The organism is Vreelandella glaciei, assembly GCF_013415125.1.
Classification (GTDB): domain Bacteria; phylum Pseudomonadota; class Gammaproteobacteria; order Pseudomonadales; family Halomonadaceae; genus Vreelandella; species Vreelandella glaciei.
Genome location: NZ_JACCDE010000009.1, coordinates 35,063 through 56,226 on the forward strand (window position 1 = coordinate 35,063; position 21,164 = coordinate 56,226).

The 21,164-nt window shown below is 53.4% G+C and carries 20 protein-coding genes; 6 read left to right on the top strand and 14 right to left on the bottom strand.

Features of this window, described 5'->3' with window-relative positions; genetic code table 11:
* Positions 1-58: 58 nt before the first annotated feature.
* The 4 genes from HZS80_RS07840 to arfA all read left to right on the top strand — a co-directional run bounded on the left by HZS80_RS07840 (position 59) and on the right by arfA (position 3,825).
* Entirely contained in the window at positions 59-868 is an 810-nt protein-coding gene (locus tag HZS80_RS07840; RefSeq protein WP_008957727.1) for a formate/nitrite transporter family protein, read from the top strand.
* A gap of 69 nt (positions 869-937) precedes the next feature.
* Positions 938-2,653, top strand: coding sequence for a bifunctional protein-serine/threonine kinase/phosphatase (locus HZS80_RS07845; protein WP_179915711.1), 1,716 nt, complete (start codon positions 938-940; stop codon positions 2,651-2,653).
* Positions 2,654-2,755: 102 nt separating this feature from the next.
* On the top strand, positions 2,756-3,565 hold the full coding sequence (dkgB, locus tag HZS80_RS07850) for a 2,5-didehydrogluconate reductase DkgB (protein WP_179915712.1): 810 nt from the start codon (positions 2,756-2,758) through the stop codon (positions 3,563-3,565).
* 110 nt (positions 3,566-3,675) lie between these two features.
* Complete coding sequence (gene arfA / locus HZS80_RS07855; protein WP_008957724.1) at positions 3,676-3,825, top strand: alternative ribosome rescue factor ArfA; 150 nt, start codon at positions 3,676-3,678, stop codon at positions 3,823-3,825.
* Positions 3,826-3,991: 166 nt separating this feature from the next.
* Here the strand turns inward: arfA and HZS80_RS07860 are convergent, their stop codons facing one another.
* From HZS80_RS07860 to HZS80_RS07895, 8 genes are all read right to left on the bottom strand, one after another.
* Entirely contained in the window at positions 3,992-4,240 is a 249-nt protein-coding gene (locus HZS80_RS07860; RefSeq protein ID WP_008957723.1) for a hypothetical protein, read from the bottom strand.
* Between the two features lie 299 nt (positions 4,241-4,539).
* A complete protein-coding gene (locus tag HZS80_RS07865; RefSeq protein WP_179915713.1) occupies positions 4,540-6,405 on the bottom strand; it encodes an ABC transporter ATP-binding protein in 1,866 nt (621 codons plus the stop codon).
* 143 nt (positions 6,406-6,548) lie between these two features.
* Positions 6,549-8,156 (bottom strand): gamma-glutamyltransferase family protein, encoded by a 1,608-nt coding sequence (locus HZS80_RS07870; RefSeq protein WP_179915714.1) that lies wholly within the window; start codon positions 8,154-8,156, stop codon positions 6,549-6,551.
* A 46-nt stretch (positions 8,157-8,202) separates the two neighbouring features.
* Complete coding sequence (locus tag HZS80_RS07875; protein ID WP_179915715.1) at positions 8,203-9,717, bottom strand: tripartite tricarboxylate transporter permease; 1,515 nt, start codon at positions 9,715-9,717, stop codon at positions 8,203-8,205.
* Between the two features lie 13 nt (positions 9,718-9,730).
* Entirely contained in the window at positions 9,731-10,201 is a 471-nt protein-coding gene (locus HZS80_RS07880; RefSeq protein ID WP_179915716.1) for a tripartite tricarboxylate transporter TctB family protein, read from the bottom strand.
* Positions 10,202-10,268: 67 nt separating this feature from the next.
* Positions 10,269-11,261 (bottom strand): Bug family tripartite tricarboxylate transporter substrate binding protein, encoded by a 993-nt coding sequence (locus HZS80_RS07885; RefSeq protein ID WP_246361810.1) that lies wholly within the window; start codon positions 11,259-11,261, stop codon positions 10,269-10,271.
* Between the two features lie 141 nt (positions 11,262-11,402).
* Positions 11,403-11,933: a chromate transporter gene (locus HZS80_RS07890; RefSeq protein ID WP_035559233.1), complete on the bottom strand. Its 531-nt coding sequence runs from the start codon at positions 11,931-11,933 to the stop codon at positions 11,403-11,405.
* Complete coding sequence (locus HZS80_RS07895; protein WP_179915717.1) at positions 11,930-12,514, bottom strand: chromate transporter; 585 nt, start codon at positions 12,512-12,514, stop codon at positions 11,930-11,932. The genes HZS80_RS07890 and HZS80_RS07895 overlap by 4 nt, the downstream gene beginning before the upstream one ends.
* Before the next feature lie 179 nt (positions 12,515-12,693).
* On the opposite strand from HZS80_RS07895, the gene HZS80_RS07900 reads away from it, so the two are divergent.
* Both HZS80_RS07900 and HZS80_RS07905 read left to right on the top strand, forming a co-directional pair.
* Positions 12,694-13,380 carry a GntR family transcriptional regulator gene (locus HZS80_RS07900; RefSeq protein WP_179915718.1) on the top strand — a complete coding sequence of 229 codons (687 nt, stop codon included), beginning with the start codon at positions 12,694-12,696 and terminating at the stop codon, positions 13,378-13,380.
* Positions 13,381-13,484: 104 nt separating this feature from the next.
* Positions 13,485-14,048, top strand: a complete 564-nt coding sequence (locus HZS80_RS07905) for a DUF1415 domain-containing protein (protein ID WP_179915719.1) — start codon at positions 13,485-13,487, stop codon at positions 14,046-14,048.
* Here the strand turns inward: HZS80_RS07905 and HZS80_RS07910 are convergent.
* The 6 genes from HZS80_RS07910 to HZS80_RS07935 all read right to left on the bottom strand — a co-directional run bounded on the left by HZS80_RS07910 (position 14,036) and on the right by HZS80_RS07935 (position 21,146).
* The gene (locus HZS80_RS07910; RefSeq protein WP_179915720.1) at positions 14,036-15,691 is read right to left on the bottom strand and encodes a sensor domain-containing diguanylate cyclase; all 1,656 of its coding nucleotides are present in this window, start codon (positions 15,689-15,691) and stop codon (positions 14,036-14,038) included. The two genes, HZS80_RS07905 and HZS80_RS07910, sit on opposite strands and share 13 nt — an antisense overlap.
* Before the next feature lie 227 nt (positions 15,692-15,918).
* Complete coding sequence (locus tag HZS80_RS07915; protein ID WP_179915721.1) at positions 15,919-16,437, bottom strand: GNAT family N-acetyltransferase; 519 nt, start codon at positions 16,435-16,437, stop codon at positions 15,919-15,921.
* Between the two features lie 11 nt (positions 16,438-16,448).
* A complete protein-coding gene (locus HZS80_RS07920) occupies positions 16,449-17,441 on the bottom strand; it encodes an LLM class flavin-dependent oxidoreductase (RefSeq protein ID WP_035559243.1) in 993 nt (330 codons plus the stop codon).
* Between the two features lie 168 nt (positions 17,442-17,609).
* Positions 17,610-18,296, bottom strand: coding sequence for an SDR family oxidoreductase (locus HZS80_RS07925; protein ID WP_179915722.1), 687 nt, complete (start codon positions 18,294-18,296; stop codon positions 17,610-17,612).
* 110 nt (positions 18,297-18,406) lie between these two features.
* Complete coding sequence (locus tag HZS80_RS07930) at positions 18,407-19,690, bottom strand: nitrate regulatory protein (RefSeq protein ID WP_035559245.1); 1,284 nt, start codon at positions 19,688-19,690, stop codon at positions 18,407-18,409.
* 103 nt (positions 19,691-19,793) lie between these two features.
* Complete coding sequence (locus tag HZS80_RS07935; protein ID WP_179915723.1) at positions 19,794-21,146, bottom strand: MFS transporter; 1,353 nt, start codon at positions 21,144-21,146, stop codon at positions 19,794-19,796.
* Positions 21,147-21,164: the final 18 nt, after the last annotated feature.

A 21,164-nucleotide genomic window follows, 5' to 3' on the forward strand; every position in this document is an offset into this window, starting at 1 on the left:
CGTTTTATGCTGCTAACCCTTCTGTCCCTTAAAACCCACAACAAAGGAAAAGCTCTCTATGTCCTACTTATTGCCTGCTGAATTTGCTACCAAGATGGTCGATGCTGGCGAAGCCAAGCTTCACATGTCTACCCGTGATGCACTGATTCGCGCTTTTATGGCGGGGGCTATTTTGGCCATCGCGGCGGTGTTTGCGGTGACCGTAGCGGTGCAAACCGGCTACCCGATTATCGGCGCCATCCTGTTTCCGGTGGGCTTCTCGATACTCTATCTAATGGGCTTTGATCTGTTGACCGGGGTGTTTGTGTTAACGCCGCTGGCGTGGCTGGATAAACGGCCTGGGGTGACGATTAATCGTATTCTCAAGCACTGGGGCATTGTGTTTATCGGTAATTTTGGTGGGGCATTAACGGTTGCCTTTCTCATGGCGATTGTGTTCACCTACGGCTTTAGCACCGAACCCAGCGAAGTGGGGCGGGTCATTGGTGAAGTGGGCGAAGGACGCACCGTGGGTTATAAAGAGTATGGCGCTGGCGGCATGGCGACGATTTTTATCCGCGGCATACTGTGCAACTGGATGGTTTCGCTGGGGGTAGTGGGCGCGATGATCTCAACCACGGTGAGCGGTAAGGTGATTGCCATGTGGATGCCGATCATGCTGTTCTTCGGTATGGGCTTTGAACACTCGGTGGTCAACATGTTTCTGTTCCCCTCCGGGCTGATGATGGGCGGTAACTTCTCGATTATGGATTACCTGATTTGGAATGAAATTCCGGTAGTGCTGGGTAACTTGATCGGTGGTTTGGCGTTAACTGGCCTGACGCTCTACACCACCCACGTGCGTACCGCGCCGCAAAAAGCCCTATGATCTGATAGGCAGCAGTTTGTCACTTATCCAAGCCTTCGCTCCGGCGGAGGCTTTTTTAGGGGAAGCATAATGGCAGCGCTGACCATTTCGCTCGGCCAGCACTCTGATAAAGGGCGCAAGCCAAGCAATCAGGATTTTTACGGCGCTTATCTACCCAGCGACCCCCAGCGCGCCACCAAAGGCATTGCGATCGCGTTAGCGGATGGGATCAGCAGCAGCGAAGTGAGCCGGGAAGCGAGTGAAGCGGCGGTGGGTGGGTTTTTAACAGACTACTACGCCACCCCGGCTACCTGGGCGGTTAAAACCTCCGCCCAGAGGGTGCTGCAGGCCACCAATGCGTGGCTTTACGCCCAAACCCGGCAGAGCCAGTACCGCTACAACCTGGATCGTGGCTATGTGTGTACCCTGAGCGCGATGGTGATTAAATCCACCACTGCGCACCTGTTTCACGTTGGCGATAGCCGCATCTATCAGCTCGCCGGCAAGACGCTGGAGCCACTGACCGAGGATCATCGCTTTTGGGCATCCCGGGAAGTCAGTCATTTAAGCCGCGCCATGGGGGCCAGCCAGCACCTGGAGTTGGATTATTCCTCGGTATCGCTGAGTGTGGGCGATGTGTTTGTACTCACTACCGACGGTGTTTATGAGTGGCTAACCGGCACCGAAATGGCCGCGCTGATTCACGCCCACTGGGGCGATCTCGACGCGGCTGCTGAGGCGCTAATCGCTGCCGCTATCGATAATGGCAGCGACGACAACCTCACCGTGCAAATTGTGCGCATTGATACGCTGCCTGAGCGCCACGCTAATGAACTCTACGCGGCGCTTAGCACCCTGCCGTCACCGTCTGAATTGCGTGCAGGAAGCGAGCTGGACGGCTACCGCGTTGTGCGTCAACTGCATGCCAGCAGTCGCAGCCATGTCTACCTGGCGGAAGAGGTAGCGAGTGGCGAGAAGGTGGCACTAAAAACCCTCTCAACCGAGCTAAGCCAAGACTCGGCGAGTATTGAGCGGTTTGTGCGCGAAGAGTGGATTGCACGGCGCATCGATAATCAGCACGTGCTTAAAGCCCCCACCCAAGAGCACCCTCGCCGCTACCTTTACACCGTGCTGGCGTATATCGAAGGGCAAACCCTGACCCAGTGGATGCGCGACCACCCCAACGCTGAATTAGCCAGCGTTCGTCCCATCGTCGAGCAGATTGCCAAGGGGCTGCGCGCCTTTCATCGTCTGGAAATGCTGCATCAGGATTTACGCCCTGATAACGTCATGATCGATAGCCACGGAACGGTGAAGCTGATCGATTTTGGCGCTGCCAAGGTGGCGGGTCTTGCCGAAGAGGTCAATGCGACTAGCGACGACATTCTAGGCACTGCCCAGTACACCGCGCCGGAGTATTTTCTGGGTGAAGGTGGCACACCCCGTTCGGATCAGTACTCACTGGCAGTGATTACCTATCAGATGCTAACCGGTACGCTGCCCTATGGCACCGAGGTGGCCAAAACCCGCACTCGGGCAGCGCAACATAAGCTTGCCTACCAATCGGCGCTTAGCGAGAACCGTGAACTGCCCGCTTGGGTAGATGAGGTGCTCAAAAAGGCACTACATCCCACTCCCCACAAACGTTTTTCGGCACTTTCGGAGTTTATTTTCGAGCTACGCTCGCCAAGCCAAGAAGTGCTGAAACGTGCCCAATTACCGCTGCTGGAGCGCGACCCGGTGCTGTTCTGGAAGGGCGTTTCACTAGTATTGGCGCTAGTGGTTATCGCGCTGTTATTGCGGTGATGGCGCGGTCTCTGATCAGGAAACAACAAACAGTGGGGTTGAAGTGGGGAGGCTGTCACCCCATGTTAGTTAACACGCTATCAATAGAAAAGGACGTTAATGATGCAGACTGTGATACCCAACCCCGGTTTTGGTACTTTTCGCCTGGAAGGCGATACGCTCAAGCAGAGTATCCACACAGCGCTTGAGGTCGGGTATCGGCACATCGACACGGCACAGTTTTATGGCAATGAAAAAGGGGTAGGGGAGGCGATTCGCGCCAGCAGCGTGCCACGCAGCGATATTTTCCTAACCACCAAGGTGTGGTTCGACAACCTTGAACCTGCAACGCTTAAAGCCAGCGTGGACGAAAGCCTGCAGAAATTAGGCACCGATTACGTTGACCTGCTGCTGATCCACTGGCCGTCCCCAGAGGATGAAGTGCCGATGGTCGATTACCTGACGGCGCTTAAAGAGGTCAAAGCCGAGGGGAAAGCGCGCAATATCGGCATTTCCAACTTTACCATCGCACAGGTGGATGAAGCGGTCAGCATTTTGGGTAAAGGTGAAATTCTCACCAACCAGATCGAGGTTCATCCTTTCTTACAGAACCGTAAACTGGTCGATCACTGCAAGCAGCATGGCATTCAGATTACTGCCTTTATGCCCCTGGCCGTGGGCAAAGTAATGGATGACCCGACCCTTAAGCAGATCGCCGACGCACATAACGTTACGCCCGCTCAAATTGCCCTTGCTTGGGTAAAACAGCGCAATATGATTACGATTCCTTCATCGACCAAGGCGCGAAATATTCAAAGCAACATTGCCGCCTTTGACTTAGTCTTGAGCGACAGCGAGATGACGGAAATCGCCAAGTTGGATCGTAAAGAGCGTATCGCCAACCCTGAAATAGCGCCGCTCTGGGATGAGTAAGAGGAATGAATAACCAGAACTTGAAACGCTAAACGATGAACTTCAATTAATAGTATGTGTCGTAGTAGATGCCTGCCCAGGCAGGCATCTTTAAAAGAATGGAGAAAACGATGAAACAGCGCAAGATAAAAGACAACGCTTTAAAAGCGCAGCTGCGAACGCCGATGTTTAAAATGCAGCAGCAAACCCCGAAAAAAGGTAAAGGGAGCTACTCCCGGAAAGGACGCAATTCTCTGGGAGGGCATCGCCAAGCCGCCTAACCCGGCGTTTTGGCGATGCTCTCCCCAGGCATCTCTGCACAGTATTCCCCATACTGTGCAATATCCCATCAGCTTGGCCGATCCAATGGATCGGCTTTTTTATTGCGCGCCAGGCGTGGCACGCCACTGAAAACGCCCCGGCCACTTCCTGTGACCGGGGCGTTGGCTATGCCAACCTACTCCCACAGTGTGGACATTTTTCGTAGGCGTCGCGGGTTTCAGCCTGATGGCGTTGGTTGCGCTGACTTGGTTCCTCTACACCATGAATGGATACCAGCTGGCCCTGCTCCCAGCGTAAACCGATATCTTTTAACAGGTGCGGGTCATGAAAGCGCGGGTCTTCGTAAAAGCGCCGCTGGGTACGATAGTGGGTGAAAGCGCTGAGTAGTTTGCGGGTAATGGTTGCGATTGCCATGGGGTCGGTCTCCTGGGTTAGGAGGCCGGGCAACATCGCGATCAGGGAGTCTCAAAGGTAACGATAAAACAACATGGCCGCGACACTTGCCGCGGCCAATTTCCTCTCTACATCTCTGGCGCGCGACAATAATAAGCTGATACCGCATTATTAATAATGCGATGCAGCTTATTCATTCGTGTCGCGGGGATTTGCCAGCGCATGAGAGGTCTCTGAGAAAATATCGTTAAATAATGAAGCTGCTCTTTAAAGACAGCTCTTATCTTTTAACCGATGGTTATATGAGCGTCAACTGTTTATCAGCGGTATCCTGCCGCCTGTAACTTAAACAGCTTTGCGTATCGTCCATCAGTTTCCAGCAACGCTTCATGGGTGCCACGTTCAATAATATGCCCTTGGTCGATCACTAAAATGAGATCAGCACTGCGTACTGTGGAGAAGCGGTGCGAGATCAGTATCGCCATCTTGTCGCGGCTATGTTCGCGAAAACGGGTAAATATTTCGGCTTCTGCGGCGGCATCCATGGCGGCAGTGGGTTCATCCAGGACTAAAATATCTGCGTTCTCTCGCATATAGGCCCTTGAGAGGGCGATTTTCTGCCACTGGCCACCGGAGAGCTCTTGGCCATTTTTAAACCAGCGGCCCAGTTGGGTTTTGTAGCCATTCCCCATGCGTGTAATAAACTCATCCGCCATGCCGTGACGTGCGGCTTGCTGCCAGCGCTGTTCATTGTCAAAGGCATGGGTATCGCCAACGCCAAGGTTCTCACCCACCTGTAGCTGATAGCGCACGAAGTCCTGAAAGATGACGCCGGTACGCTCATACAGTGCTTGAGCGCTCCAGTCACGTAGGTCGCTACCGTCTAATAGAATGCGGCCTTGAGTAGGTTGGTAGAGTCGCGTCAAAAGTTTGATCAGCGTGGTCTTGCCAGAGCCGTTTTCACCCACCAACGCCAAGCTCTGCCCAGGGGAGAGGTGCAGCGAAATATCGTGTAGAACTGGATCTTGCAGAACAGAGTCGCCGCCAGGATAAGAGAAACTGACATTCTCAAAGCGCAGCCCATCCCCAGGCCGTGCTCCTTGTGTGAGCGTGCCATTTTCGGCCTCAACCGGTTGCTCCAGGTACTCATAAAGATTGGATAGATAAAGGTTATCTTCGTACATGCCGCTAATGGCGGTAAGGCTAGCGGAGAGCGCCGCTTGGCCTTGCTTGAAAACCATTAAATACATGGTCATTTGACCCAACGTCAGTGCCCCGGCAATGGTTTCAATCACCACCCAGCCGTAGGCAGCGTAAAACGTTAAGGTGCCGAGCAAGCCGAGCAGAAATCCCCAGCTTTCCCGGCGAAGGGTTAAACGACGATCTTCTGCAAACAGCTGGGTGAAAATATCGCGGTAGCGTTTAAGAAACAGCCCTTCAAGACCAAACAGTTTGACCTCTTTAATGCTGTCTTCCCGTGCAAGTACCGTCTCTAAATAAATCTGCATACGGGTTTGCGGTGAACGCCAGCGGAACAACCGAAAAGCATCGCCCGAGAATTTGGCCTCGGATACAAATACCGGCAGCGCGCCAGCTACCAGGATCAGCAATGCCCAAGGAGAGAACTGCACCAGCAGTACCCCAAAACTACCCAGGGAGATCGCATTTTGCAGCAACCCAAAGGTTTTGTTTACCAGCGCAAGTGGGCGCGTAGACGCTTCACGCCGCGCCCGGGTGAGCTGGTCATAAAGTTCTGAATCCTCAAACTGGCTAAGTGACAGCTGGCCAGCTTTCTCGAGAATCATCACATTAACCTTCTGCCCTAACAGCGCTCTTAACAGCGACTGCTGGGCCGAAAGCCCGCGCTGAGCTAGGGCAATCAGCGCAATAATAACGGCTTCAATCCCCACCAGCTTGAGTACCGGAGCAATGGACACTAGCAGGTTGGGGTCAGTGGCAGCTTGATGAGCGTCCATGGCACTTACCACGCCATCCACAATCAATTGGCCTACCCAGGCTGCCACGGCGGGCAACACCCCAGCGACCAAGGTGCACAGCGCTAACCCCAACATCATCCAGCGGGAGGTTTCCCACACCAAGCCTAGGGCGCGGCGGCTATAACGAAACACACCAAAAAAGCCGCTTAGCGGTGAGGAGGAAGTAGATTCAGAAGGTGGTGGTGACATAGTTGGACAGGCAAGCAGCTAGCAAAAAAGGAGTGCCATAATGCGGTGGTTAAGCGTGGATAGCCAGCTCAACCGCCGGTTGCCTTCAACGGCAACGCGGCGGAGAGGAAATTACCTGTATGGATGCTTATCAGGGCAGCGATTTACCAGGGAAGCACTGCCCCGTCGGTGCGCGGCTCGGTGCCGCCTTGCAGTACGCCCGTTTCAGGGTCGCGTAGAATGATTTGACCCCGGCCAAAGCTGATAGAGTCAGCAACTTTGACGATGTCGTGGCCTCGGCGGGCCAGCGCAAGCGCTAAGTGATTAGGGAAGTCGGCTTCCACTTCAATGGTTTTGCCTTTGGTCCACTTCCAGCGGGGCATATCGAGGGCCGCTTGGGGGTTAAGCTGATCCTCTAGCATCGCCGTTACCACCTGCACATGGCCTTGCGGCTGCATATAGCCGCCCATCACACCAAACGGCCCAACGGCTTGGTTATCTTTGGTAATAAAGCCGGGGATGATGGTGTGGTAGGTACGTTTGCCGGGCGCCAAAGCATTAGGGTGCTGTGGGTCGAGTGAGAACGACCAGCCACGGTTTTGCAGGCTAATGCCAGTGCCGGGAACGACCATGCCCGAGCCAAAGCCTTTAAAGTTGCTTTGAATCAGCGACACCATATTGCCGTCGCTGTCGGCCGTTGCCAGATACACCGTGCCGCCCTGGATCGGGTTGCCGTGTACTGGGTCAACCGCCTGTTCGCCAATCAGTGCCGCACGCGACTTCAAATAGTCGTCGGCCAGCATCTGATCAATGGTGGGGCGCATAGCATCCCGGTCGGTCACATGCGCGAAGCCATCGACATAGGCCAGTTTGGTGGCTTCAATACGACGGTGCAGCGTTTCCACCGGATCGCGTCCTTCTTCGCCTAAGTGCTCCAGCATGCCCAGCGCTTGAAGTACAATCATGCCGCTGCCGTTGGGGGGGATTTCCCAAATATCATGGCCTTTGTAGCGCACACTAATCGGGTCGACCCACTCCGGCTGGTAAGTCGCCAGGTCTTCCTTGCGCAACAGGCCGCCGTGTTCGCGGGAAAAAGCGTCGATAGCCTCGGCCAGTTCGCCCTCATAAAATGCCTTGGCATGGGTATCGGCAATCGCTTTTAGGCTTTTAGCATGACCTTCCGAGCGCCACAGTTCACCAGCTTCCGGTGCTCGACCTTCGGGGGCAAACGTATCAAACCAAGGTTTGAAAGAAGCCTCGCTATAGGCTGAATAGTTGTTGAAGGCATCCTTCCACATTTGATGAATAACGGGAGAGACGGGGAAGCCTTCTTCCGCCAGTGCAATGGCAGGGGCTAGCAACTCAGCAAACGGCAGCTTGCCAAAGCGCTCCGACAGAGCTGCCCACGCAGCAGGAGCGCCGGGCACTGTGACAGGCAGCATGCCATGATTTGGCACGGTGTCGTGGCCGAGTGCTTTCAGCGCTTCAATGGTGGCCGCTTGCGGGGCGGGGCCACTGGCGTTGAGGCCATGTAGCTTGCCGTCCACCCACACAATGGCAAAGGCGTCGCTTCCTATCCCATTCGACGTGGGTTCCACCACGGTTAATGCAGCGGCGGCGGCAATCGCGGCATCAATCGCATTGCCCCCTTGCTGCAGTATGCTAATACCCACCTGCGCCGCTAATGGCTGAGAAGTAGCGACCATGCCACGTTTGCCGAAGGTTGCCATCCGGCGCGAGGCGCTGGGGTAGAAAAGTGCATCTTGTTGCATACCAGTTTCCTTTTAAGCAGTGCTGTTGATCTAAATTATTTGAATATCAAATGTTTTCGCGCAGAGCGGCATTCTTTAAGCGCTGGATCTTACGATCCTGATAGAGCGAAAACAGAATGGAAGCGACGGCTAACGCTAAGAAAAGCGCAGAGAGTGGTCGGGTTAAAAAGGTCATCCAACTTTCATTAAGTTCAAGAGCACGGAATAGCTGTCGCTCAAGGTTGTCGCCGAGCACCACACCCAGTATTAGCGGCGTCAGCGGGACTTCCGCTTTCCACAGCAGGTAGCCAATGATCCCGAAGATGAATAACACCCAAATATCAAATAGGTTGTTATTCAGAGCGTAAGCGCCAATGGCACACAGCATTAATACGACGGGAACGAGGATCTGTTGGGGGATCAGCGATATTTTGGCGAACCAGCGCACGAGCAGCAGGTTGCAAAGCACCATGACCACCGCACCGATCAGCAGGCTGGCGTAAATAGCGCCCACCAATACCGGGTTTTGCTCAAACATCATGGGACCCGGCGTAATGCCGTGGAGAATCAGTACGCCCATCATGATCGCCATGGGCAAATCGCCCGGTATCCCCAGTGCAAGCGTTGGCACAAACGCACCACCTGCTACCGCGCTATTGGAGGCTTCAGAAGCCACAATGCCGCTGGGGGTGCCGGTGCCAAACTCTTCCGGATGACGAGAGAATTTCTTGGCTTGGTCGTAACTCAAAAAGTTAGCCACGGTGCCACCCGTGCCAGGAAGTGCGCCCACCAAGCTGCCAATTAAAGAAGAGCGCAGCGTGTTCAGCTTTTGCCCCGTCATATCTTTGAGTATTTGGCCGTAGGGAATCGTTACGTTGGTATCGATTTTTTTGGCTTCGCTTTTCTCATCTTTGAGCTTCTCTATATTTCCAAGCAGTTGTGAGAAAGCAAATATACCGATCATCACGGGGAGAATTTCGAACCCAGAACCCATCGCCGGAAGGCCAAAGTCAAAGCGCAGATTGCTGTTACGGTCATAACCAACGGTGGTAATCAAAAGCCCTAGAGCAGCGGCCATCAGGCCTTTGAGCAGAGCGCCGCTGGAGAGTCCTGCCACCAGCGTCAGCGCAAAAACGATTAATGCGGTGATTTCCCACGGGCGGAAGTTCATGCTGAAGCTGGCAATTAGCGGCCCGAAAAAGACCAACACCGCCACGCTGATGAGGGTGCCTAAAAAGGATGAAGCGACGCCAATGCCCAGGGCACGGCCCGGTTCGCCTTTCTGTGCCATCGGATAACCGTCATAAACGGTAGTAATAGAAGAGGGTGTGCCGGGTATTCCCAACATAACGCCAGACACAATGCCGCCCGAGTACCCCCCTACAAACACACCGACCATCAGCGAAACGCCGCTTACCGGGTCCATGGCAAACGTGAACGGGAAGACCACTAAAATGGCCATGGTGACGGTAAAACCAGGAATACTACCGCCCACAATCCCAAACAGTACGCCAATAACGATCAGGCCCAAGACCGATGGCGTGCCGACCTCAGCGAGCGCTTGGAGGAAAAAGTTCGTCATTATTTACTCCAGGTTAAGGCAGCCAAACGTTCAGGCCATAGCGGAAAACGACAAATATCACGATAGCCAAGGTGAAGCTGAGGGTGAGGTTGATCATCCATTTACGTCGTGTATTGATACCCATTAGTAGCGCAAGAGAAGCGACTAAGAAGCCGATGGTAGCTGCGATATAACCCACCACTGGAAGTAGTGCGGCATAAAGCCCAAACAGCAGGAACAGAGCGAGTATGGTGCGTCGGCTCTGAAACCACTCACCAATGAGCTGCTTAGCGCCAGCCCGCTCAGGCGCTTTTGTCAATAAGGAACGCACTAGAATTAGCAGAGAAAAAACGCCGATCACTACCAATAAAATACGTGGGAACAGCGCTGACCCATACGGCTGCCAGCTGGTGGGCGGGGCAATGCTGCCTGATTCCACCCACATGACGGCCACAATCAAGAGCAGCGCCAGCGCCAAGGCGCGGTCTTTCGTTAGCGTTAGCATTAGCGATGCCTCCAGCAACCCTAGCCCACGTACAAACGAGGGCTAGGGAATGCATTCTTAGTCGTTCTTAGTTCTGGAAATCGATGTTTTCGGCAGCCGCACTTAGCGCCGCTTCGTTCTCATCCAAGAACGCCTGATAATCATCGCCTGCTAGAAATCTCACTACCGAGCCAAACTCATTTTCGATACGGCTCTGTACTTCTTCGTTTTCCAGGGCTTGTTCATAAGCGTTAGCGATGGTGTCGATGACTTCCTGAGGTGTGCCTTTGGGCGCGAAAATGCCGCGACTGGTAGAGTGGTCCATCTCAATGCCTTGCTCGCGCAGGGTGGCGACATCCGGCATGCTTTCAAGACGTTCGGGATGAGCGATGCCAAGGGCGCGGAAGGTACCGTCTTCAAAAAAGGCACCACCTGATGGTAGGTTAAACATGGCGAAATCGACTTCTTCCGCCATCAGCGCCGATACCTGTTCGCCCGTATCGGGGTAGCCAACTAGGCGTACATCGGCCATATCGATGCCCGTTTCCTGGAAAAATTGTGCCCAGAAAAAGTGGTCAGTGGAGCTAGGAATCATACTGAAACGTACTTGGCCTGGGTTTTCACTCACATAGTCAGCAATTTCATCGGCGCTCTGCACAGGGTGATTGGCATGTGCGGTTGGAATATTGATGGTTTGGGTGAGTAGTGCGATGGGCTCGAAGGCATCAAACGAGTAATCGACGGTGCCTGCTAGCTTAGAAAGCGCAATGGTGTCGTGGCTGCCAAGCAGCGTGTAGCCATCGGGGTCAGCATCTTTCACGTTGCGTGACCCCAGGGTCGCCCCTGCGCCCGCCATATTGACGGGAACGATGGATTCACCCAACGTCTTTTCCGCCTCTTGGGAAATGAGTCGGAAAAGAATATCGGTTGCACCCCCTGGGCCGTAAGGGATGATCAAACGGATATCCTGCTCAGGATAATCAGCCTGAGCGGTGGAGGCGATTGCCATGCTAGACGCAAGTCCGATGGCCGCGAGGGTAGTACTTAGCGTCGTGCTTAGAGTAAATGTTGAACGCGTCATTCTTGTACACCTTTATAGATTGAGTTTGGTGTTGTGGGATGCCACTCCAACTGCAGCGGCGTGGTGAGCGCGTGGTCCCGTTATCGGGTTCTTGTTGTCACCACACAATCGTCTATTTACGAGATCGTGTGTCAGTGAGTGTTAGCCGAGAAACAGCCCTCCATAAACCAGGGCGCCCATGACGACAAAGGCGGGGTGCGTTTTGAAGCGCATCAGTGCAATAGCTGCGACTACCCCTATGATAAGAGTGTGAATTGTGCCGCTAGTGTTGAGGCTTTCGAGCAAGAACCCCAGCGTTAGCCAAGCCATCATCATGGCAATGACCGGGCGAACCCATTGGCTCATGCGTTTAACTCGGGGAGAATCGCGATGACGATACAGCAGCCCTAGCGCGCCGAGCATCAAAAGCAATGTAGGAATCACCGTGGCGGACACCGCGATGAAAGCACCGCCAATACCAGCAACTTCATAGCCTACGTAGCCCGCCATTTTGGTGGCGATAGGGCTAGGCAGCGCGTTACCTAAAGCGAGGGTTTCAGCGAACGTTTGTGCGGTCATCCAGCCGTAACGGCCAACCACTTCGGCCTCAATTAGGGGGATGATGGCGGGGCCACCTCCGTAGCCGATAATGTTCGGGATAAAAAAGGCTAAGAAGAGATCCCAGTAGATCATACTGTCCCCTCTGCTTTTTTAGTGTTCGAGGATTTAGGGCCAGAGGGGCGCAATAGGGCGGCAACTAGAATGGCGCCAATGACCCAGCCGGGGTGAATGCCGAGCCAATAGATAAGCCCCGCGGCAATAACGGCCATAGCAATGCTGACCAGCCAGCCAAGTGCAGCCTGTGATTTATCAAAAAAGTCCCAGGTGAGTTGTGCCATCATTACCATTACCACAGGCACGACCGCTTGGCCCATACCGCGAATCCAGGCCACATCGCGATATCGGCTAAAAATGCCTAACATAACAATCATAGCCACAATCATGGGCAAGATGATGGCAATGACGGCGGCGATACAGCCGGACACACCGCCCACGCGATAGCCAATATAGCCAGGCATTTTGGTCGCAATAGGACCGGGTAGGGTGTTGCCGATCGCCAGTACGTCGGCGAACTCTTCATCGGTGAGCCAGTGATGACGGATGACAACTTCGGCACGCACCAGGGGAATCATGGCAGGACCGCCGCCGAAGCCAAAAATGCCGACGCGGAAAAAAGCCCAGAACAGTTGCCAGGAGGTGCCGCGTATTTTCATGAACGCGTATCCCGCAAAGCTAATGAGGAGATCAGAAGCATAACCAAACCTTATTTATCGTTTGTAGGTTAAAAAATCGATTATCTTGTCTAAAATAGAATATAGGTAGTGCCCGATCCGACGTCAACCGTGAAAAACTGAATGGACAGCGGGAACTGAGATGAATAAAGGATATCGTCATGAATAATTCTTTACCCAAGGTAGCAACGCCAGTAGGTCCAGCAGGTACTGCATCAAGTCGCGTATTTGATAATTTACGTAAGGATCTCGTCGGTGGACGCTTTGTAGCGGGTGAAAAGCTCGCCATCAATGCACTCAAAGAGCATTACCAAGTTGGTTTGAGCCCGCTGCGGGAAGCGCTCAATAAATTAGCGGCTTATGGTTTATTAGTTCAGGAAAATCAACGTGGTTTTCGTGTGCCGAAGCTTTCCCGGGAAGAGCTCGATGATATAGCCCACATGCGCCTAGAGATGGAAGGAATGGCGTTAGAGCGGGCGATTGCTAACGGTGATTCGCTCTGGGAGGCTGACTTATTAGCCGCGGCGCACCGCCTGAAGCGGGCCGACATCACCCTGGATAAAGGCGAGGAGTGGGAGCATCTACATACTCAATTTCATCGTACGTTAGTCGCCCCCTGTGGCTCTGTTTGGTTATTGCGTTTTATTGAGCAGTTGCATGACCAGTTTGACCGCTACCGCCGTCTGGGGCCGAAAATGCCGACGATTCGCCAAGAGCTGGACGAGCAGCATCATCAGCTCGTTGAGTTAGCGCTGCAGCGCGATGCCAAAGCGGCGCGTGAATTAATGGATGATCATATTCATAAATCTTACGAAGTTGCCCTAAAACGTTATCAAGAGCACGCCTAGCAGGAGAAACTGCCCCGGTAGCGACGACACAGCGTGTCTGCGGTGTGTAAACTGCTGTCAATATAATGTCAGTCGTCGCCGTCCAGATGAGTAAAGAGAGTGCTATGCACACAGATAACCAAATAGTCGCGCAAACGCTGAGCTGGGTGCGCACCTTTATTGTGGCGCATGACATTTGCCCATTTGCGCAGCGGGAGTTGGAGCGTGAAACGATTCGTGTGGAAGTGGTGCGCTCTAAAAAAATTGAAGTGGCGCTTGAAGAGCTGATGGTGGAAGTGCAGTGGTTGGATGAGCACCCCGAAACAGAAACCACGCTGCTGGTGTTCCCGACACTGTTCAAAAGCTTTGATCACTACTTGGATTTTGTGGAGCTTGCTGAAAGCATCCTGGTCGATCAGGGCTATGAAGGTGTTTATCAGTTAGCCACTTTTCACCCAGATTATTGCTTTGACGGTGTCGAACCCGATGATGCCTCTAATTATACCAACCGCTCTCCCTACGCCATGGTGCATCTGCTACGCGAAGAGAGCGTTGAAAAGGCTATCAAGTTTTATGGCGACACCGACGCTATTCCCGAACGCAATATTGCCAAGTTAACGGCGATGGGCAGCGACACTGCAGAGCAGCAGCTGCAACGCTGTTTCGAATCTGTTAATCAGGCGGAGTGAATAACAAGCTGATGTTTGCCTTTCGCTTTAGCCGCATACAGAGCGTCATCTGCAAGTTGCAGTACGGTATTGATATGGAGCCCGTGGTGGGGCCACCAGGCGGCACCTAAGCTGCTTCCAACGCGTGCCTGCTCGTTATCAGGTAATAAAACGGGTTGGTCGATGGAGCTCAGCAAGCGTCTGCTAATCTCATGGGTGAGCATTTCAAGATGCTCTTCCTTCGTCTTAAGCACCATAACGAACTCATCACCGCCCATTCGGGCTACCACATCGCCGCTGCGTAATGCGCTTTTCAAGCGCTGGGTAATCTCAATCAACAGTAGGTCGCCCGCATGATGGCCTAGCTCATCATTGACCTGTTTAAAACCATCCAGGTCGATAAAGATGACAGCCATACTCTGTTGGTTTCTTTCCGCCTCCGGTATCGCAAGCTTTAAGTACCGATTTAAAAACGCACGATTCGGCAGGCCTGTTAACGGGTCGGTATTGGCTAAGTCTTCTAAGCGGTTAATAGTGCTGCGCTGATCCAGTAAGCGGGCGACCATGTTGCGCATAGAGGTTGATAGGTGCTTAAGCTCTGGAGAGCTATCTTCAAGCGGAATGCTATCGGCGTGTTCGCCATCCTGCATTCTGTCGGCAGCATTTGCTAAGCGAGTGAGAGGAGCCGCTAGTCTTGACGCGATTATCCAGCCAACTATAGCAAACAGTAATGCAAGTAATAGACCTGTTCCCATAATGGCATCTTGCAGTTTTTCAATAGGGGCAAAGGCAGTAGCTACGGGTTGACGGCTAACCGCTATCCAATCTAAGCCAGGAAAATCTTCAAAGCCGCTGCTGCGTGCATACCCTGTCACAAAGCGTTCGCCGTTGGGCCATGTTTCAATCGCCCATTGTGGTGCTGTCGTGGTGGAACTAGGTATGTGGTTCAGGCTGTCTAACGATTGGTCAATCAGCGTCTCTGGGCCTAATAGCACCGTGCCGTTAGCGGAGAGCAGCAGTATCTCTGTGTCTTCCAGATATCCAGAGGGAGTAAGCATGGATTGTTGGACGTACTCAGCCCATTGCCAGCTTAAATGAACGGCCAGAACGCCTTGTAACTGTTCATTGGAACCATACACAGGAGTGGCAATGTCGACAAATTGCAGAGGCTCACCGCTGGGGTTGGGCAGCAATTGGGCCAACATCACAGCCTCATGAACGTCACCTACCCACATCGCTTTTCGGCCTTCAAGAAATACCGGACGTTGAGCGATAGAAACGCCTTCTAAAATCCCCTCGGTAGCGGCTTGAACAACACCTTCTGGGTCGGTGAAGCCGATCCACGACACAACGTTATGATTATCTTGCAAACGCTCTAGCTGCTCACGTAGCAGGCTAGTATCCGTACCGTTATTGAGCGCTTGGATACCCAGTAGCAGCTTCACTTCTTTAATACGGGCATCCATGCTGCGATCCAGCTTATCAACCATTTGGTAAGCCGCTTCAGAGGCCGCATTGCCAATATTGGCTTCCATTTGCTTAGCCGATTCTCGAGAAGCCACCCAGCCCAGCAGTAGCGTCGTGGTAAATACCAAGGCGGCAATCAAGATGATAAAACGCGAGCGCAGCGAGAAGTGCGAGAAAAACGAGGAGCTATAGAACATTACAAAAGGCTTTACCGTGGTTAGAGTCATGCTCGGATGGTTAGGGCGATCAATAGATGCTTATCAACCAAACGTTTAATTTATGTTATGAGAATGACTTTACCGGAAAAGCTTTCAATATGCGCAACGTTTGCTGCAATGAAACGGTCAGAAAAAGTGTCATGTGCAGCAAAACGTCGCAAAAAGAGTCAATGTCTAAACTGATTGAGAACAGCCTGACAAAATCGCTATAGCGCCTTATACATCACATGGGTATCGACAAAACCAAGGCGCGCGTGTCGGTAGGCATTAGGAACGGTGCCTACAATCTGAAATCCCAGCTTTTGCCATAACACGACGGCAACCTCATTCGTTGCTACAACGGCGTTGTATTGCATGGCCTGAAACCCTAACTCCTTGGCCTGCGCCTGGGAATGCTCACACATGGCGCGTGCTACCCCTTTTCCGCGTGCGGCGGGCGTCACCATATAACCACAGTTACAGATGTGGTCGCCGGGGCCTGCCGCGTTGGCTTTTAGGTAGTAAGCACCCAGTAGATGACCGTGTTCATCTTTAACGACCACGCTGGTTTTAGGCGTGCTGCACCATAGCTCTCGGGCAGCTTCAAAGCTGATGCCGGGGTCAATGGCATAAGTCTCTTGCGCCACGACAATCGCCTTGAAAGTAGGCCAAAAACTGGTGAAGTCTTCGTCCGACATGGGAGCGAAATGCAACGTAGATATAAACGTAGGCTTAAGCGTAGACATAATAGTGCCGCTCAGCGGGCGACCTCAGCCACAATCTCGTAGCTTCGCAGCCGGTCGGCATGGTTATAAAAATCGCTGTTAATCATTAATTCATCAGCACCGGTACGCGCTTGGAACTCTTCAAGTTCGGCTTTGACCGTCTCTGGGCCGCCAATAATCGCCGCCCCTAAAAACTGGCTGACTTGGGCTTGCTCAACCGGCGACCAGTCTAGTTGCTCCACGGGCGGCTGCGACTGGGTTGGCTTGCCACGGATAAGATTCAGAAATTTCTGCTGCGCGGTGGTGGCCAAGTAGTGGGCCATCGCATCGCTTTCCGCCGCCATCACGGGCAGGCCGACCATCGCATGGGGCTTATCCAAGTGCTCGGAAGGGCGGAAATTGTCGCGATATAAGCGCAGTGCCTCAAATAAATAGCCTGGCGCAAACTGAGCAGCAAACGCAAAAGGCAAGCCCAGCTTGGCGGCCAATTGTGCGCTGTAGCCGCTAGAACCCAGTAGCCAGATAGGCACATGAGTGCCTTGACCAGGGACGGCTTTCACCCGTTGCTGGGGCTCTGCATCGTCTAGATAACTGCGCAACTCGTTCAGCAATTGCGGAAAGTCGTCTACGCCGGCATGAGCGTTGCGCCGCATGGCTTGCATCGTCGCACCGTCTGAGCCGGGTGCGCGGCCTAACCCCAAATCTATACGACCAGGATAGAGCGTTTCCAGCGTGCCGAACTGCTCAGCAATCACCAGTGGCGGGTGGTTTGGTAGCATAATGCCGCCGCTACCCACGCGGATGGTGGAGGTTTGCCCAGCAATATGACCGATCAGCACAGCGGTGGCAGCGCTGGCGATGCCAGCAATATTGTGGTGCTCTGCTAGCCAGTAACGGGTATAGCCTAGCCGCTCGGTTAACTGTGCCAGCGAGACGCTGTCTTGGAAGGTCTCAGCGGCGCTGCCGCCCTGGCGGATAGGGGCCAGATCAAGCACGGAAAGCGCCGCGGAAGCGAGTTGGCTCATGGGTCACCTGCAAGTTAATTCGTGGGCGCATTGAGTGAAAAATTACTTAGCGCGCTTGGTAATTACACGTTATGCGGTCAGTGAACATAAATTACAAGGTCTGAGCCATGTAGATGTGACATGTGCCGGTATGGACTGGGTGAGAGCGGAGTGACGGTACGATCATGCTTACTCTAGCGGCGGGGTGGGGCGAATAAGAATTTCATTAACGTCCACATGGGCAGGCTGCGCAAGCGCATAAACTACGGCATTGGCGATATCACGATCTTCTAGCGCATGCTCTGGTGGTTCATTAAAGAATGGCGTGTCGACCATGCCTGGCTCAATCAACGTCACGCGCATACCGGTGCCACGTAGCTCTTCACGCAGGTTATAGCCAATCCCCGTGACCGCCCATTTCGTAGCGCTATACATCGAGCCTGGGATGGTCGTGCGGCCTGCCGCTGAGCCGGTTAATAACACATGGCCTGTGCTACGCTTTAAGGCGGGTAAGCAAGCTTGAATGGTGAGCCCAACGCCATAAATATTGGTAAGAATCATCTCACGCCATGCGTCGTGATCCGCGCCGCTAAACCCGCCGGGTGAGCCGCCGCGACCGGCGTTGGCAAAGATCGCATCCAAGCGGCCAAAGGTTTCCAGTGCATGCTCAACCATCGCCTGTTGCTGCTCAAAATTAGTCACGTCCAACTCGCAGGTCAGTACGTTTTCTGGCCCCAGTTCGTGAGCAAGTGCGGTGAGTTTTTCGCTAGAACGGGCGGCCAACACCAGTTTGTAGCCTTCGCGAGAGGCTGCTCGGGCGGTAGCCGCGCCAATACCGCTGGATGCGCCGGTAATCAATAACACGCCTTTATGCATGGGTTGCACTCCTTGCTCGTTTAACTAAGTAAGCCTTTAGCATGGCTAAGGGAGTGGCATCCTGCAAACATACCTACCTAACCATTGCGGTACGGCTCTACTACTTAACGTTAGCGGGCGTGCCCATCTTCTTTGCGTTTTAGCATTGCAGAGAGATCCAGAATAGCTTGGGCCATATCCGCCATGCTTTTGCTTTGATCCATAGAGGTTTTACGCAGAAACCGGTAGGCCTCTTCTTCGCTCATCTCTTGATGAGCCATGATAAGCCCCTTCGCACGTTCAATCAGTTTGCGTTCACGCAGCGCTTTACGGGTATTTTCAAGCTCATCGCTAAGCCCTTGTAAGCGGCTGGCCTGTGCCTGGGTAAGTTCAATCAGCGAGCGCCCTAGCGGTGAGGTTAGCGCGTTGGCTGTCAGGTCACCTAATGGTTGCGCACCCGCCAGCGTTAGTAAGTGTTCGCAGGGGGCAGGCGTAGGACGACAGGGCCCTGCTTTGGCTTTTTCCAATCCATCTTCGGCCTGAGCGATTTTGCGGTGACAAAACACACTCAGCTGAGTGATCAGTGCATCCTCAACTGTTTTCATCGAGTCGATACGTAGCGTGGTCAGTTCGTACCAGGTTTCACCCAGTGAATCAGATGTGTCTTTGGGTGGTGTGTGTGATGCCGAATGACGCTGGCAGGCGATGTCGCGTAAATGGCAAATACCGGCCAGGGTGCGAGGTGAAAGCTCCTTTTGCCATGACTGCTGCGCCTCAGGCGTAGCAAACTCTACAAAAGTGTCAAAGCAGCGCTGCTGGTCAGTCACTAGCTGATTCAATAAAGCGCGGTGCGCTTCATCGAAGTGGCCATGGGTAAAGCCGAATGCGCCACAGGCTCGCTCTTGGCCAGCTAATTCTTTGCCCTGCATTAAGTGAAAAATGGCAACCAGATGGCGAGTGATATCGGGGTCGATAGAGGAGTCAGCGGCTTCAAATACAATCGCTAGCAGCCCACTGGTCAGTTGATTAAAGGCCTGAGTGGCTGCATCAGGCGAGATGGCAAAGGTGTCGATAGCCAGACGAAGTTCATCAAGCTCATCAAGGGCATACCAAACGGCGGCAATCCGGCGTAGTAAGCGAGCGGCTGCCTGAGGGCGAGCCTCTTGGCTGAGCGCTTCCAGCCGCTGGCGCATTAAGGTTTCCGCCTGCTGGCTGTGTTGGCGGTAAGTATCGCGGCGGGTTTTAAAACGCTGGCCTTGAGAGGCTAGATAGATCGTTGACGCTCCTCGTTCACGTTGGAGCATATGAATAAAGCGGCTAATGTCACCAACAATATCGGCGGTGGTGGCAAGGTGAGTAAGGTTGTCGATATCGCAACGGAGGGCGGTTAAGAGCAGTTGCTGCGCTGAAGACATAGAATTTTCCTTAACGGCTCGCCGCCTAAATGTAAACACTCCCATATCGCTACCTAGCTGGATAAGGGCGTATGGGAGGGTTCTTGAGTGTATTGGAAAGCGCTTAACGTAGCGAGAGAGCGCCTGCGCCAACTTCGTCACCAACTGCATCGCGGTAGGCTTTGGCCTCTTCAGCTTCGGTGGCGTCGCTAAAGCGTACCAGCAAAACACAGGATGCCAGTGCCAGCACCGTTATTCCCAGGTAGAACAAGCCTTGCTGATAGCTCAGGCTTTCGCTGCGGAACAGAAAGGCAGCGCCGACTGCCCCCACGTTGCCGCCAGCACCGACTATGCCCGCCACCGCACCCAGGGCCTTTTTATTGATGAACGGGACGACCCCATAAGTGGCGCCTTCGGCCATCTGCACAAACAGGCTAAACACCAGCATGATACCAATCGCGAGGCTGAGTACATGCATTTGCGAGAACGCTACCAGCGCAATCCCTTCGCAAATCAAGGCAATGAACAGCCAGCGTACACGCCCCTTTAGGCCGCCTTGCTTGGCGAATAAATCAGAAAAGACACCACCCAGTGTACGGGCAAAAATATTCATCAGACCGAATAAGCCAGCAATCAGGCCCGCCGTAGCTAAGGTGAGGTCAAATTTATCAAAAAAGTAGATAGCGGCAATATTATTAATCGTAAGCTCTACGCCAAAGCATAGGCCGTACACAACAAACAGCGCCCATACTCGAATATCTTTGGCGGCGGCTAGAAAGCTATGTTTTGCGCCGTTTTCACCGGTTGCTTCAGGCAGCTCGCCAGTTGCGCGCAGGTCACTGAAATTACCGTTGGGTGCATCTTGAGTAAAGAACCAATAACCGATCCCGGTAAAGAACATCACAACGCCGGGTACCATCATCGCTAAGCGCCAACCAAAGGCTTCGTTGACGCCCAGCATCAGCATGCCTGAGAAAATCAGCGGCATCAGAATTTGTGTGGTACCGCCGCCTAAATTACCCCAGCCCGCACTGGTAGCATTGGCAGTGCCAACCACATTGGGGGCGAACATCATTGAGGTGTGGTATTGGGTAATAACGAAGGAGGCCCCAATGGCCCCAATGGCTAAGCGCGCTAATAGAAAGGTTTCAAAACTATCGGCTAAGCCAATGCCCATCACCGGAATAGCACCTAACATCAGTAACCCGGTATAGGTTTTGCGCGGCCCAATACGGTCACACAGTACGCCGATGGCTAGGCGCACAATGACGGTGATCGCCACCGACGCAATAATAGTATTGCCGATTTGTGTTTGGGTCAGTGAAAGGTCTTCACGAACAATCGCCATAAGAGGGGCGATGCCAAACCAGCCGAAGAAGCAGATATGAAACGCAAACCATGAAAAGTGGAAAGCGCGCATTTGAGGGGTCGAAAAGTTAAGCAGCCGAATGCGGTTGGCTTTGTTGCGTATGTCCATGGGATGGCCTCACGGGGC

Coding starts and splice junctions, on each gene's coding strand:
- HZS80_RS07840 (WP_008957727.1), top strand. CDS start 59: ATGTCCTACTTATTGCCTGCTGAATTTGCTACCAAGATGGTCGATGCT.
- HZS80_RS07845 (WP_179915711.1), top strand. CDS start 938: ATGGCAGCGCTGACCATTTCGCTCGGCCAGCACTCTGATAAAGGGCGC.
- dkgB (WP_179915712.1), top strand. CDS start 2,756: ATGCAGACTGTGATACCCAACCCCGGTTTTGGTACTTTTCGCCTGGAA.
- arfA (WP_008957724.1), top strand. CDS start 3,676: ATGAAACAGCGCAAGATAAAAGACAACGCTTTAAAAGCGCAGCTGCGA.
- HZS80_RS07860 (WP_008957723.1), bottom strand. CDS start 4,240: ATGGCAATCGCAACCATTACCCGCAAACTACTCAGCGCTTTCACCCAC.
- HZS80_RS07865 (WP_179915713.1), bottom strand. CDS start 6,405: ATGTCACCACCACCTTCTGAATCTACTTCCTCCTCACCGCTAAGCGGC.
- HZS80_RS07870 (WP_179915714.1), bottom strand. CDS start 8,156: ATGCAACAAGATGCACTTTTCTACCCCAGCGCCTCGCGCCGGATGGCA.
- HZS80_RS07875 (WP_179915715.1), bottom strand. CDS start 9,717: ATGACGAACTTTTTCCTCCAAGCGCTCGCTGAGGTCGGCACGCCATCG.
- HZS80_RS07880 (WP_179915716.1), bottom strand. CDS start 10,201: ATGCTAACGCTAACGAAAGACCGCGCCTTGGCGCTGGCGCTGCTCTTG.
- HZS80_RS07885 (WP_246361810.1), bottom strand. CDS start 11,261: ATGACGCGTTCAACATTTACTCTAAGCACGACGCTAAGTACTACCCTC.
- HZS80_RS07890 (WP_035559233.1), bottom strand. CDS start 11,933: ATGATCTACTGGGATCTCTTCTTAGCCTTTTTTATCCCGAACATTATC.
- HZS80_RS07895 (WP_179915717.1), bottom strand. CDS start 12,514: ATGAAAATACGCGGCACCTCCTGGCAACTGTTCTGGGCTTTTTTCCGC.
- HZS80_RS07900 (WP_179915718.1), top strand. CDS start 12,694: ATGAATAATTCTTTACCCAAGGTAGCAACGCCAGTAGGTCCAGCAGGT.
- HZS80_RS07905 (WP_179915719.1), top strand. CDS start 13,485: ATGCACACAGATAACCAAATAGTCGCGCAAACGCTGAGCTGGGTGCGC.
- HZS80_RS07910 (WP_179915720.1), bottom strand. CDS start 15,691: ATGTTCTATAGCTCCTCGTTTTTCTCGCACTTCTCGCTGCGCTCGCGT.
- HZS80_RS07915 (WP_179915721.1), bottom strand. CDS start 16,437: ATGTCTACGCTTAAGCCTACGTTTATATCTACGTTGCATTTCGCTCCC.
- HZS80_RS07920 (WP_035559243.1), bottom strand. CDS start 17,441: ATGAGCCAACTCGCTTCCGCGGCGCTTTCCGTGCTTGATCTGGCCCCT.
- HZS80_RS07925 (WP_179915722.1), bottom strand. CDS start 18,296: ATGCATAAAGGCGTGTTATTGATTACCGGCGCATCCAGCGGTATTGGC.
- HZS80_RS07930 (WP_035559245.1), bottom strand. CDS start 19,690: ATGTCTTCAGCGCAGCAACTGCTCTTAACCGCCCTCCGTTGCGATATC.
- HZS80_RS07935 (WP_179915723.1), bottom strand. CDS start 21,146: ATGGACATACGCAACAAAGCCAACCGCATTCGGCTGCTTAACTTTTCG.